We start from the raw sequence: 14,643 nt of genomic DNA on the forward strand, positions 1-14,643 counted from the left end.
CGATTACTTTTATTCAGTGGAGTAATTGTTGCAAATGCCTGTTCACAAACCGGTTTGGAGCCAGTTGCCCAAATTGGCCGCTAAATTAGCCGCCTTTGAGCAAGCACCCGTTGCTAATTTATGGGTCGACGCCTCAGGGGCTATCGGCTATGCCAATGAGCGCTTTTTACAGACTTTCGGTTACGCCGATGACGAATTGAGCGGTATGTCATTGGATCGTTTAATTCCGTCGCTCGATGTTGATAAATGGCGGGAAGAGTGGTGGCCGCTTATCGAAAATGATCGCTATCTTCCAATTTTTCCTTTGTCTTGGCGGCATAGCAAAGGAATCCGTATGGAATATACCGCGTCGGTGTCATGCGTCGAAGTTTCCGGATTGAGTTTTGTGGCATTTCATCTGTGGCCCAAATACTTAGAGCAAAGCAATAACGCTACATTAGCACAAAGCGATGTGTTAAGTGTTTTGCAATGTTTGGGGGAAAGTGTTTGCTTGCTGGATGATTTGGGCGTGATTCGTTTTGCCAATCCGGCGTTATGTAAGTTGGTCGGCGGTGCAGAGGCGGATCTGGTTGATGTTCCTCTTCTTGAAATCATATCGCCGGCAAAGTCGCATTTAACCAGGGTTTGGGATGTGTTAAGAAAGAAAAGGTCCGAAACCGAATGCGAATTTGAAAATCTAGCCGGAAAGTCGCTGCATGTGCGTATGACATCGGCACCCTTGCAAGCTCACGGGCAAGGTTTAGCTAGATATTTGGTCAGTTTTGTCGACATAACCGAGCAAATCAAAATAGCGCGTCAGTTGGAGGCTCAAAATGCCAGCTACGAGCGATTGGCGTCCAATGTACCTGGATTCATTTATAAATTTAGGATGACGCCGGAGGGTGTTTTTTCATTTCCTTATGCAAGCCGAGGCTGTAAGGAAATATTCGGCGTCGAGCCTGCCGCTGTCGCCAATGACGCTACGCCCATTGTACACACGATACATCCGGACGATCTGCCCGGATTTCAAAGTAGCGTTCTGGATTCCGCGATTCATTTATCTCCTTGGAATTTCGAAGCACGCCAGATGACGGCCAACGGCGAATGGAAATGGTTTCATGCCGCTTCCAGGCCGCATTTACAGGATAACGGCGATATTATTTGGGAAGGCTTGGTCATGGATGTGACTGCCCGCAAGCGATCCGAGGAAGAATTGGCCAAGGCTAAATTGGCTGCGGAAGTCTCGGCAAAAGCGAAAGCCGAATTTTTGGCCAATATGAGCCATGAAATCCGGACGCCGCTGAATGCGATCATCGGTCTAAATCGTCTGGTGCTTAAGTCGGAACTGAATGATGTGCAGCGGGATTATTTGCACAAAGTTCAGCTATCTTCGGAAAATCTGCTCGGCATTATTAATAATATTTTGGACTTTTCTAAAATCGAGTCGGGTAAGCTCGATGTCGAGCATGTCGAATTCAATTTGGATGCGGTATTGGAAAATATCGGCTCGATGTTAGAACCGGTCGCGGCTGAGAAACATTTGGATTTGTTGATCGACCGCGGGCTGGGGGTGCCATTATGCATGATCGGCGATTCGTTACGCTTGATTCAAGTGCTGACCAATTTGTGCAGCAATGCCATAAAGTTTACCGAACAAGGCGAAGTCGTTATTTCGGTCAAAACCGAAGGAGACGATCAATTGCGCTTTAGCGTCAGGGATACCGGAATCGGCTTGTCCGAAAAGCAAAAAAGCCGGATTTTCGAATCATTTACGCAAGCCGATAGTTCGACGACACGCCATTTCGGCGGGACAGGCTTAGGTTTGACGATCAGTAAACACTTGGTCGAAATGATGGGCGGAGAACTCGGTGTCGTCAGTGCCGAAGGCGCCGGAAGCGAGTTTTATTTTACACTGCCGTTGAATGTCGTTCCCGATAGTCAGTCAGTCGATCATATGCCGGCCGAATTGGAAGGTTGGCATGTATTGTTGATCTGCGAAAATGAAACAGCATGCGGGATATTCGAAACGATGCTGCGCGATTTGCGCTTTAATGTGACTCTGTGTTCTCTCGGAAAAATGAAATTACAGGACATATTGCGGGAACACCAAGATTCCGAGCAGTCCACGCTGGAATTGGTTTTGCTGGATTGGAAAATGAGTGACGCCGATAAGGCGGATATTCTTAAAGCTTTGGAAACGAGTGCGTTCGGGAAAAAGACACCGATCATCATCAATGTTTCGTCGCTCGAAGCCGAGAGTATCAAGAAAGTATCGGGACAATTCGCCAATATTACGCTGATGAATAAGCCGAGTACGCCGTCTTGTCTGATGGATGCGATCTTAAATGCTTGCGGTAAGGAGGCATTGATTGAAAACCTTAAAAACCGTCACGATACGGCAAACGCACTATTTTTCGAAGCAGCGGTACGAGGGATTCGAGTATTGATTGTCGAAGACAACGAAATCAATCAGGAGGTTGTGCGCAAAACTTTGGAAAGCGCCGGTGTTGTCGTTGATATTGTCAACAATGGATTGGAAGCGGTAAACCTGCTTCGGCAAACTGCCGACGAGCCGATATATAATGCCGTGCTGATGGATTTGCAGATGCCGGAAATGGACGGTTATGAAGCGACGACGATTCTGCGTAAGGATTCGCGTTTCGATAAGTTGCCCATTATAGCGATGACGGCGCATACGATTGAATCGGACCGGCAACAATGTTTGGCGACCGGTATGCAAGATCACATCGGTAAGCCGATCGATCCCGAACAATTATTTTCAAAATTGGCCCGATGGACAGTATTGAGCGGGGATCATGAGTCCCCCGTATTGCCTGAAAACCAGGCGCCGACAATGGAGTCGAGTCAATGCTTGCCTGCACTGGCTTCTCTTGAGACCGTTAATGTCCAATCTGCCTTGCGTTTATTGCAGGACGACGAGTCTCTATTACTCAAACTCTTGCTTAAATTCGCAGACGAACAGGGTAGCGCAGCGGATTCGATCGCGGGGATGTTAGTCGAAGAAAAACCGGAAAATGCAGCCGATAAAGCGCATCTTATTAAAGGCGTTGCCGGCAATCTCCATATTTTGAAAGTCTTCGAGACCGCCGCTCAATTAGAATCTGAGTTGCGGCAGTCGGACGCGTCGATGGTTGCTGAAGCACTCTCTAATTTTGCTTACGAAATGAATCGATTTGTCGAGGAAATGGACGGTTGGCGACAGCTAAGCGCTACTCCAGGTCTCGTCGAAGAGTCACGGAATTGTTCGGAAATGACAACCGAGGTTGTCAATGAAACCGTGACATTGTGCGGGCGTTTGATCGATTTTCTGGAAGCGAATAATTGGCAGGCAGAAGATTGTTTAGAGGAGCTGGAGCTCCGGATGGGCGGCGGATATGCTCAAGAATTGGCAATAATAAAAAATTATTTGATGGATCTTGAATTTGCCGTGGCTGCCGATTGCGTTAAAGAATTGAGGGACCGTTTACGTACGTCGATTTAAGTTTAACGCTAATGACGCATTCACAATCCTGAGCAGCCGAATCCTAAAAGGTTATGTTCGCGCTAATGGTTGAAAGGAGGGTACGGTTGCTCGATTGACAGGTGTCGGCGGCAGGGAAAGCCGCCGTCAAGCCTACATGGATGTATTTACGGCGTCCTGTCAAGCGAGTAATCGTACCCTCTTCCACGCTCAGTGTTTTGGAAAGCAATCATAGACTATTTCCTAAATGGTTTATTTAGTAGCAAAGAGAAACGTTACAACTGCTAACGCGAACATAGTCTCCTAAAAAGGTATAACACCATGACCGAGCCCGATACCATGCAAACGATACTGATTATCGACGATGCCAAGGAAAATATCGTCGTACTTTCAAGGCTATTGAAATCGCAAGCCAATATTATTTTTGCCCTAAGCGGAGAAGAAGGCTTGAAAATAGCAGGCACGCGTTTGCCCGATTTGATTTTGCTGGATATTTCGATGCCGGGACTCAACGGTTTCGAAGTATTGGAGCATTTAAAGCAATCCCAGACCACAGCGGATATTCCGATTATCTTTATTACAGGCATACCCGATGCCGAAACCGAGGAAAAAGGTTTGAATCTCGGTGCTGTCGATTACATTACCAAGCCCTTTGCTTCGGCCGTAGTCAAGGCAAGGGTAAGGCATCAATTAAAATTGCAACGATTGACGACGGCATTGAAAGAAGCCAATACCCGCTTGACGCAATTAGCAATGAGCGACCCGCTAACCGGCGCATATAATCGGCGTTATTTTTTGGACGCGCTCAAGAAAGAGCTCGAACGCGTGCAAAGATATCGGCATCCCAGCATTTTGATGGTATTCGACATAGATTGTTTCAAAAGCATTAATGATAACCATGGGCACGATATCGGCGATAAAGTGATCATAGAAATGGTTAAAGTCAGTACGACAATGCTTCGGAAAAACGATATTTTCAGCCGATTCGGCGGGGAGGAGTTTACGATCTTGTTGCCGGAAACTCCATTGGCCGAAGCCGCGCAAATCGCGAACCGCTTATGCCTGCAAATTGCCCGCACAACAATCGAATCCGGCAATAAAGCCCTTTCGTTTACGGTTAGTTGCGGCGTGACTCAATTGCGCGATGACGATAAGTCTCCGGATTCGATAATGAAAAGAGCCGATGTCGCGCTCTATCAAGCCAAACAGAGCGGGCGCAACCAAGTGGTCATTGCCGATGCGACAGAGCCTTCGGTATCGAATTGATCGTTTAAGCGCTACGTTATATGGATATGGCTAATGGGTGCGCTTTCATCGGCTTCCAATTGAGAGCCTTGGAGTATGTGTTTATAATCCAAGTCCGGTAAACATCATAATAATAAGAACAAAGGGGGATAAAATGAGTTTACGGGTTGGCATTGTCGGTCTCGGTCGAATCGGTCGCGGCATGTTGCGGGCAAATTACGCCGAACTAGCCTCCGGGCGTTTCGATATCCAAGTCATGTGCGACGTGATGTCGGTGGATCAGGTCGCTTATTTATTGTCGCACGATAGTACTTACGGCAATCCTCCCTTCAGCCTCGATTGCGACGGCAATAACTTAATCGTGGCCGGTAAGACGATACATTACCAACGAGTCGATAGGCGCCGTGCTTCGCCGGAGGAAGACAGCTTCGGGCATCTGCGTAAGTACGAACTCGATGTATTATTCGATGCGACCGGTACCGCCACTATCGAAGATTTGCGCTCGATCATCAAGCATAAAGTCGCAAAAAAAGTCGTTTGTACCACCAATATATCCGGTTGTGATTTGAGTATGGTCTATGGCGTCAACGACAATCAATACGACCCGGCTCGGCATCATGTCATTTCGGCGAGTACTTGTACCGGCAATGCGTTAGTACCGTTGTTTTCGATTTTGGAAAAACATATCGGCATCGATTACGCGAGAATCATTACGATTCATCCCGCTCTATCCGATCAGCGTGTGCTCGACGGTTATCATGCGACTTCTCATCTCGGTAGATCCAGTGCGGTGTCGATTTTGCCGACCAAAACCAATGTCGCCCATTCGGCTGCGTTGGTGCTACCGGCACTCCAGGGTAAGCTCGAGTCGATTTCGTATCGAATTCCCACCGCAATCGTTTCGGTTATCGATCTGACCGCCAATTTATCGAGGGATACGTCGCGCGAAGAGTGCATGGAGTTGTTCGAACATCATGCCCGGACCGATATGGCAGGGATAATTCATTGTGACTACGGAGCCTGGGGTCATGAAAAAGCCAGTATCGATTATCTAGGGCTACCGTATTCGGCGGTTTTGGTAATGAACCATTTGTCGCTGAATAGCGCTCGGCACTTGGGGCTTTCGTTGATGCACGATAATGAATTGGCCTATTGTTCGCGCGTGATTGACGTATTAGGCGTGTTGAGTCGCGGCGGGCTTTGATCCTAAAAAGAGCAGTTTGAGGCCTCACCAAGCCGGTGAAAGTGTTGTAGACCCTTCATGCTTCGACTTAGCTCAGCACGAACGGTCTACAACACATGTCAACAGCTCTTTTAAGGTTGATAGATGACGACCGAAGAAAGCCATGACCTAAAGCGCGATTAGATTGGATTGATCTTAAGAGTCGGGGTATAGTCAAATTTTGATCGACTGATGTAATTGATTAACCAAGTAATTTAAAGAGGTTATTATGGGCTTACTACAAGAATTAAATAAATTTGCCGAGGGTTTGGAGCAATTAAGGGACGAGGTTAAGGTTCAACTCCATTTGGCAAGCTTGGAATCCAAGCAGGAATGGGATCGGGCCGAAAAGCAAAGAGATCATTTTTTAGCCGAGCTGAACAAAATTAGCAAGGAAGCCAGCGGGAGTAAGGAAGGATTGATCGAAAAGGCGGAAGTGATCGGCGAAGAATTGAAATCTACTTACCAGCGTATTAAAGATAGATTATCGGAGTAGGCTATTGGGTTGAGGCGCCGGATCGTTGCTTGGCGCGTACTCCGGCTAGCAACAAATTTACTTTCCTGTTACAAAGCAACAGGGCAGACTGAATTGGGCGAAAAACTGACCTGCGCCGGCGGGAGAGCCCAATTCCAGGAATAGCGATTCGAGTTTTAGATTTCCTACTTGTCCTAATGCGGAACCGGTCAGTAAGGTACGAAAATCATTGCCACCCATCAATTGATGGGTGAGCGTCAAATACAGCCTCGATAATTGTTTGTCCCGAACTACGGTATCAAGCATTTTCGGGCCGGCAATCAGATAAATACTTTTGAGCCCAAGGCTTGCCAATATATTGAGTAAAGGCGTGCCTTCGACCATCCTGTCGGTGCCGGCCGATAACACTGGAAATCCTTGTGCTTGCCAAAAGCGAATGCGTTCGGGCGATGCATTTCTTCCGGTGGCGATATAAACTGTTTGTTTTGTTTCCAGCAGACTGCTATGGATGGGAAAGTTCAAGCTGGCGCTAGCAATAACGATTGCAGGTTGCTCGGGTAAACCGTTGATGCGTCGCCATTCGAGCAGATCTTTGTCCGTGACCTGCAAAATATTGCCTAATCGTTTTTCGCCCAATGCGCGCATGTAGCCGCCATGTGTTATCAGACAGTCGGCTTGTGCATGCAACTCCATGAATAAACTGAAATCGGAATCCGTCGTTAAATGCTTCGGTATAAAAGAAAGGCCTTTATCAATATCTTCAAGAGCGATACGCCCGTCTAAGCTGGAAAGAAAGTTAGCATAGACGAAGGGTAATCCCGGACGGCCTAATTCATGAGCTCTATGCGCTAAATACAAGCCATTGATGGCTATTTCCTGGGATGGGACGGGATAAAGACGTAAGAGTTTTTTTGTTGAGTCGGCTCGAGTCATGATTCACCGTAATACTTCTTAATCGCAAGTTAAGGCTGTCGCTTATCCCTTACAGCCTACACCTGGCGCTTAATCCTATAAACAAGGAAAACAGAAAATGGCCAAAAACATTAAGCAAAAACCGTCGCCGGAAACTCAAGCGGAGGCGCTGAAAATCGCCAAGGCAACACAGCGTCCGGCACAAACCAAAGAACAAACCAAACTGATCGCCCAGGGTATTGAAAAAGGTATCGATCTTTATAAAAAGCAGCAAAAGGAAAAGGCGAGAGAGTTGAGCCGGAAGCTCAAGAAAGTTTCCGATCAACAATCGGATTCTTCCGGGTCTGAAAATCAGACTACTGTTGAACGTATCGTTTATCGGCAACATTGGTTGCCTTGGTTATTATTGGTTCTGAGCTGGTTGGGGTGGGGATTTTATTTTTTTGGTTTCCAACAGTAGGCGAGCGCTCTTGCTATAAATTGTTACCTGATTAGCAAGTTTCTTCAGCTAAAGCCCAAAAACCAGCATATCCCTAGCAGGCACTGCCATTAAGTTAAGGACTTTTCCGTTCGCCCTGAGCTTGTCGAAGGGTGAACGGAAAAGTCCGAGTCGATAAGTTAAGCCGTCCATGGTTCGACAGGCTCACCACGAACGGCTTAACTTAATGGCATTGATCCCTAGCAGGACGGGGTTTGAAACCCCGTCCTAAACGTTTTGACTTTGGCCGAAGTCAGCCGAAATGTTTAGGGCAAACCGAAACGTTGGGGACGGGTTAAATAACCCGTCCCGCAGAAGTGGCTACGACTGGCCACTGCTCGGACAATTGGCTTCAGCAAGCTGAATCATCTTGCTAATCAGGAATTGTTGTAATTATTCAGCATAAGTCATGCCTGACACCAACCTACCGCATGCGCTGAATAGTTACGAATTGTTAAGGTCTGTTTTTCAAGCTTCCACGGTCCTCCGCTTGTCATAATACGCAAATCCCACGCCTTTTATCCTAAATTCGGCAATCACCCCACGCAAATCACGAAATACACAAAAGTAACCTTGCGGTTACATACTCCCATCTGATCGTAAAAGCGTCTCATTGTCGCCGAACACGAGTTACCGACCTCTTAACAAAGCTCATAGTTACAGGGCTTTATTTATCGCGAAATCCTTAGAAACAAGCACTGCCAAAAAGTTTCTCGCTTTACTGCTGCGTATGCGAAAGGCTATAAAAGTATCGAATCGATAGGTAACTTATACATCATATATATTGTATAAGTTACATTGTTGTGCCATAGTGACCCTGCCTCGCGACTTTCATAAATCGAATATCCGGTTAATAACCACTTTTTCATTCGATTGTCGGATGTTTCGGTTAATGGAAGTCGCAGGCTTCGATATCGGGGATTTTAGAAGGCGAATTCTTGCTTTCCGATTGTGATATCTACCAATGTGTCGAAGACTGAAAATTAACAACTGCTAATACTTAGGCTTAGCGGCTTATTCCTTATTTGTTAATGCAAAGCAACAAGTCTTCGGTAACTTTTTAACTCAATGAGGCAATCGATATGTATAAAACAATAGCAGTCTCTATGTTTGCCGGATTGATGGCAATTTCCATGCTTGCTGGAGCCGAGACGGGGTCTGTTCATTCGATCACACTGAAAGCGGTGGCTCTGGACTCCGGTCAATTAGCCTATCAAATGGTCAAGCACAAGATTAAAAGCCCTTCCGGTAAAGTCGAAGACATCACGAAACGTTACAGTCAGGAGGCATCGATACCGGGGCCGGCTATCGTCATGACCGAAGGCGATAAAGCGGAAGTTACCTTGGAACACGGCATCAAGGGCTCTAACGATCCGGTTAGTATTCACGTTCATGGCGTACATTACAAAATCGATAGTGACGGAACCATGAAAATACTCAATCACGTCAATGACCAAGCCGCCTTTCCCGGCAAACCTTACACCTATAAATGGACGGCTGCAGCCGGCACCGCCGGTGCTTGGCCTTATCATGATCATACTTTCGGCAATCCCATGCTAGGTGCCGAGGATAAAGGTTTATACGGAACTTTGATTATCAATCCGAAAAGCGGCAAGGTACCGGCTCTGATCGACGGCAAAGTCCAAAACGTGGCTATAAAAGACATTAAGCGGGAATTTATTTTGTGGATGAATGAAACCACGTTCTGGGGCATGGAAGTCAATAATATCGTGAATCGTCAGGTACCGCTTTGGACTAACCCCACTCTTGGCGCTCGTGAGAACGATCTGGTTCGTTTTCACGTCATCGGTATCGGCACAGGTTTTCATACCTTTCATCTTCATGCCCATCGCTGGATTCAACCCGGCACGACACATATCGTCGATACCTTCAATATCGGGCCGATTCAACGCGAATCGTTCGTAGTCAAGGCCGGCGAAGGCGTCGGTCCGGGCATGTGGCATTATCACTGCCATGTATTACAACACATGCAGAGCGGCATGATGGGAGCATTCAAAGTATTCGAATCGGCTCCAAATTAATCCGTAAAACAAATACAAAAATTGGAAGGTGAATATCATGAAGAGCTACAAAAAAACTTATTTAGCAACGATGGTTGCCGGTATTATCCTGAGTTGGAATGTACAGGCGGCTAAAGCCGATTTGGATGATGCTGTCCTAAGTACGCCGGGGTTGATGCCATCGGCAACCTTGGAGATGACCGACGAGCCCGGTTTGTGGTTTAAAGATCCGGTCGACGGTGATGCCTTAGTGGTGTTAAAGCCGGGGCAAGCGGTTCAAATAAAAATGGGCGATACCCGAACGGAACACACCATAACCAGTTTGCTTTGGCCGGCGGGAGCGAAGGATTTTCCGATCGATCAAGACCAACCGTCTAACGTGAGTATTACTAAAGCTTTGGACACACCGGGGCTTTATGTCTTTACCTGTAAAGTTCATCCGTATATGTTCGGCGCCGTCGTGGTCGACGACCCGGCAACCGAAGGTCTCGATATCGGTTCCGAACTGACATTGGTAACGGGCGTAACAGTCCCGGCCGATAGCGATATTGCCAAGCGTTTGCTGCGTACCTTTTTCGTGGTCACTACGCCGGACTTATGGCGCGATTACCGGGAGCCGGAATGGAAAGTGAGTCTTCCGGATATACCCTTGAATATCAAAGGCCAAACCATCAGTCTCAGCGCGTTGAGTTTGTCCATGCCTAATAAGTTGTTCAACCCTAAAACGCCCGGAGTCGGCGAGGTTTGGGTGAATACCCAATTCGAAATGATCGAAGGGAAAACGAAACCCGGTTCGGCGACGCGTATCGACGCGGCTAACTGGAAATTAGTCAACAAAGTCAAAGGGGTAGAGCAAGACTTGAATCACCCGCATAATATGTGGCCCGATCAGCGCTATCAATATATTTATCAGACGCAATGGTTCGATAAAAGACTGATGACCTTCGAGCGCGAAAGCGGTAAAGTGACCAGTAACGTCGAAGTCGGTGAATCGCCATCGCATGTCTTGACACGTCCCGGCGATGATAATCTGTATGTCGCGATCAACAATAGCGAACATGTCGTTAAAATGAAAGGCGGTAGCCGCCCCGCGGCAATCAAAAGCATCAGCACCGGGAAAAATAGCGGACCTCATGGGCATTTTATTACCGATGACGGAAAATATATGGTGACCCCGAATGCCTTGGCAAGTAGCGTGTCGGTCGTCGATCTCGACACCGAAAAAAATACCATGATTCCGACCGGAGGCGTCATTCCGATAGCGGTGTGGGGAACGCCTGACGGTCAACGTGCCTACGTCGCCAATCTGTTGGGCACGCCGCCGCTGTTAAGCAGTTTGACGGTCATCGATATTCCGGGCAAGAAGAAATTGTCCGACATCGACCTGGCCGCCGATTACGATCCGATATCGGGAAAAATCAGCGGCGAGGCATACGGGTTGTTGCCGATACAAACGCCGGTTAGTCCTGACGGTAAGTATGTAGTGACAGCGAATACCTTGAGCATGAGCATCACGATTGTCGATACCGCAACCAATAAAGTCGTCAAAAGCTTGCCTTGCGAGGCGGGATGTCATGGCGTTCATTTCGGCATGAAAAAAGGCGGCGGGTACTATGCTTATGTGGCCAGCAAGTTCGCTAATAATCTGTTGGTTGTGGATATGGATAAGCTTGAGGTGGCCGGCAGTATTTTATTGGCCGATGACAAAGATAGCAGCATAAAAGCCCATAACGGCATGGGCGGGCAGGGCGTGTTGCCGTTGCCGTTGGTTGAACACGGCTATTTGGCGCAAACCTTGAAATTAAGCGGAAAAAAAGAGTTGAGTCCGCAAGTGGAAGGCTGGTTGAAGCAATTGACCAAGGAACAAAAAGGGATTTGATAAAACGATTGGCCGGGAAAGTAATTTTCCCGGCAGCATTATGTATTGATTAAGACTCTAAATATCTTCTGGGCTAGTCAAATGCCCGTCAAAGGACGCTATGAATACTGACCCACCCGCGCTTTTGGGCGTGCGGTACATGACGAAAATCCTGGCGTAAAGTCAAGAGCGTCCGGTCAAGTGCTCAGGCGCGAAATCGTCGACCGCGATCGCTTTCATTTTCACGCTCTTTCCCAAGCTCCAGCTTGGGAAAGACACACCGGAAGCTCCAGCTTCTTGAGACCGACACAACCTCCGCGCATTCTCAATCACCCCCGACTCGCTCGCTCGTTCAATCTTTCTTGATTATCGGGAAGCTAGAGCTTCCTGAACAGGTTACCCAAGCTGGAGCTTGGGTAACAGCATATTTTAGTTTTTGCGACTACGACTAACCCCAGCTTGGACACTTGGCTTCGGCAAGCTGAAGCATCTTGCTAATCAGGTGAAGTTAAGTACCACCGCTCAATTGATCAGGCGCGAAATCGTCGACCGCGATCGCTTTCAGTTTGGCTTGCTCGGCTTTTTCGAGTAATGCATATTCGTCCTTGTCGATCAATTCCGATGCCAAAGCCTGCTGCAGTAGGGATGACGGCATTCCTTTGGGCAACGCTCCTTGTTTTTGCGCGGCGCGGATTTTTGCCTCGGCCGGTGCGGCCTCGAGTACTGCCTTGAAGGCCGTCTCGATGCGGCCGGTAGGATCGTCCGGGTCGGTGTTGATATAAATACCGTCGGTTAAACGTTCGCGCGCAGGGTTGTCGCTCAACAGCAGTTTTGCGAGAGGGCCTGTCAAGGTATCGCGCGGCGGCGCGCAGGGACTTCCGAGCGGATACAACAGGGCACGCAGCAAGCCGGCCGAAAGTGCCGCCGGCAGTAGCCGAAGTGCTTCCGATAACGATTGTTGGGCATGATACAGGCTGTCTTGGCAGGCCCAATGCAACAGCGGCAGGTCGTCCGAGGGCGCGCCTTGATTGTCGAAATGTTTGAGTACGCAGGAACACAAGTATAAGTGGCTCAGCACGTCGGCCAGCCGCCCGGAAATGCGTTCCTTGCGTTTGAGTCGGCCGCCCAGCGTCAGCAGCGCGACATCGGCGGCCAGCGCAAAGCCTGTGCTAAGCCGCGTCAATTGCCGGTAATAACGCTTCGTATGCCGGTTACCGGGCGCGGCGGTCAGTCGCGAACCGCCAACGCCGAACCAGAGCCCTCTAAGGATGTTCCTTAGAAAAAAACGGATATGCCGCCACACTACCGAGTCGAATTCACGCAAGGCTTGGGCCGTATCGGTTCGATTCAATGATTGTATTTCTTGCTGCACGAAGGGATGGCAGCGCACCGAACCTTGGCCGAAAATCATCATTGTGCGAGTTAGAATGTTCGCGCCCTCGACCGTGATGCCGACCGGGACGACTTGATACAAACGGCCAATTGCGTTGGAAGGCCCCAGACAAATGCCCGAACCGCCTTGAATATCCATGCCGTCGTTGACGATCCGCCGCATGCCTTCGGTGAGTTGGTATTTCAATATCGCCGAGATCACCGCCGGTTTTTCGCCGGCATCGAGCGCCGCGCAGGTTACTTGGCGAGCGGCGTCCATCAGATAGGCGCTGCCGGCCATGCGCGCCAGCACCTCTTCAATGCCTTCGAAGGCTCCGATCGGCAGATTGAACTGGTGCCTGATCCGCGCATAGGCGCCGGTGTTGCGGCAGATGAATTTGGCCGCGCCGACGCTCAGCGCCGGCAGCGAAATCGCGCGGCCGGTGGCGAGGCATTGCATCAACATTTTCCAGCCTTGACCGGCTTGTGCCGCGCCGCCGATGATCCAGTCGAGCGGAATGAAAACATCCTTGCCCCAGTTAGGGCCGTTCTGGAAGGCCGAATCGAGCGGAAAGTGGCGGCGGCCGATCGAAATACCCGGCGTATCGGTCGGAATTAGCGCGACGGTAATGCCGATGTCTTCGGTTTCGCCCAACAGCCGGTCGGGATCGTAAAGCTTGAACGCCAATCCCAGAACCGTGGCGACCGGGCCTAGCGTAATATAACGCTTCTCCCAATTGAGCCGTATGCCCAAAACTTGTTCATTGCCTTCGAACGCGCCGTAACAGACGATGCCGGTATCGGGCATCGCGCCGGCATCGCTGCCGGCCAGCGGGCCGGTTAGCGCGAATGCCGGTATTTCGAGGCCGTCGGCTAAACGCGGCAGATAATGATTCTTTTGCTGTTCGGTGCCGTAGGCCAGCAATAATTTGGCCGGTCCCAATGAATTCGGGACCATGACCGTGACTGCGGCGGTCGTGCTGCGGCTGGCGAGTTTCATGACGATTTGCGAATGCGCGAAATCGGAAAACTCCAGACCGCCGTAGCGTTTCGGTATGATGATGCCGCAAAATTTATGTTGTTTGATATAGTCCCAGACTTCCTTCGGTAAGTCTCGGCGCTTGAAGGTGATGTCCCAGTCGTCGAGCATCGCGCACAGGGTTTCCACAGTTCCGTCGATAAAGGCGCGTTCCTCGTCGCTCAGACGCGCCGCAGGCAGCGCCGCGATTTTGGCCCAGTCCGGCCGGCCCGTGAACAGTTCGGCGTCCCACCAGGTATTGCCTGCTTCGAGCGCTTCGCGTTCGGTTTGCGACATCGGCGGCAGATTGCGGCGCATGACCTTGAACAGCGGCCGGGTCAGTAGACTGCGGCGTATCGGAGCATAGGCAACGAGTCCGGCTAGGATAAGCCCGCTCGATACGGCGATAATGAATTCGGTCATGGCTTAATTCCTGTTGCTGTGTCAGTTCGTAGGTTTGGGTTCTTTATCTAATTTTTCGATATGCAAAACTCCGTTCTGGCAATGCCGGTTCCGGAGAGGGTGCGGTTGCTCGATCGACAGCCGCCGTCGAGCCTACATGGACGTATTCACGGCGTCCTGT

At 49.3% G+C, this 14,643-nt stretch carries 9 protein-coding genes; 7 read left to right on the plus strand and 2 right to left on the minus strand.

Translation table 11 applies throughout. The features are described 5' to 3' along the window. The first annotated feature begins 34 nt into the window (after positions 1-34). From METBU_RS25470 to METBU_RS0117890, 4 genes are all read left to right on the plus strand, one after another. Complete coding sequence (locus tag METBU_RS25470) at positions 35-3,481, plus strand: PAS domain-containing hybrid sensor histidine kinase/response regulator (protein WP_017841926.1); 3,447 nt, start codon at positions 35-37, stop codon at positions 3,479-3,481. A gap of 300 nt (positions 3,482-3,781) precedes the next feature. Then, positions 3,782-4,726, plus strand: coding sequence for a GGDEF domain-containing response regulator (locus tag METBU_RS0117880; protein ID WP_017841927.1), 945 nt, complete (start codon positions 3,782-3,784; stop codon positions 4,724-4,726). A gap of 133 nt (positions 4,727-4,859) precedes the next feature. Then, entirely contained in the window at positions 4,860-5,909 is a 1,050-nt protein-coding gene (locus tag METBU_RS0117885; protein ID WP_017841928.1) for a type I glyceraldehyde-3-phosphate dehydrogenase, read from the plus strand. Between the two features lie 247 nt (positions 5,910-6,156). Further along, entirely contained in the window at positions 6,157-6,423 is a 267-nt protein-coding gene (locus tag METBU_RS0117890) for a hypothetical protein (protein WP_014146955.1), read from the plus strand. 57 nt (positions 6,424-6,480) lie between these two features. Here the strand turns inward: METBU_RS0117890 and METBU_RS0117895 are convergent, their stop codons facing one another. After that, a complete protein-coding gene (locus tag METBU_RS0117895; RefSeq protein ID WP_026130308.1) occupies positions 6,481-7,335 on the minus strand; it encodes a RibD family protein in 855 nt (284 codons plus the stop codon). A 97-nt stretch (positions 7,336-7,432) separates the two neighbouring features. On the opposite strand from METBU_RS0117895, the gene METBU_RS0117900 reads away from it, so the two are divergent. From METBU_RS0117900 to METBU_RS0117910, 3 genes are all read left to right on the plus strand, one after another. Further along, the gene (locus METBU_RS0117900) at positions 7,433-7,774 is read left to right on the plus strand and encodes a DUF2956 domain-containing protein (RefSeq protein WP_014146957.1); all 342 of its coding nucleotides are present in this window, start codon (positions 7,433-7,435) and stop codon (positions 7,772-7,774) included. Between the two features lie 1,100 nt (positions 7,775-8,874). After that, on the plus strand, positions 8,875-9,834 hold the full coding sequence (locus METBU_RS0117905) for a multicopper oxidase domain-containing protein (RefSeq protein ID WP_026130309.1): 960 nt from the start codon (positions 8,875-8,877) through the stop codon (positions 9,832-9,834). A 37-nt stretch (positions 9,835-9,871) separates the two neighbouring features. Beyond that, the gene (locus tag METBU_RS0117910; protein WP_017841931.1) at positions 9,872-11,692 is read left to right on the plus strand and encodes a hypothetical protein; all 1,821 of its coding nucleotides are present in this window, start codon (positions 9,872-9,874) and stop codon (positions 11,690-11,692) included. 487 nt (positions 11,693-12,179) lie between these two features. Here METBU_RS0117910 and METBU_RS0117915 read toward each other — a convergent pair whose 3' ends face one another. Continuing rightward, entirely contained in the window at positions 12,180-14,483 is a 2,304-nt protein-coding gene (locus tag METBU_RS0117915) for an acyl-CoA dehydrogenase (protein WP_017841932.1), read from the minus strand. Positions 14,484-14,643: the final 160 nt, after the last annotated feature.

This window comes from Methylotuvimicrobium buryatense 5G (assembly GCF_000341735.1).
Classification (GTDB): domain Bacteria; phylum Pseudomonadota; class Gammaproteobacteria; order Methylococcales; family Methylomonadaceae; genus Methylotuvimicrobium; species Methylotuvimicrobium buryatense.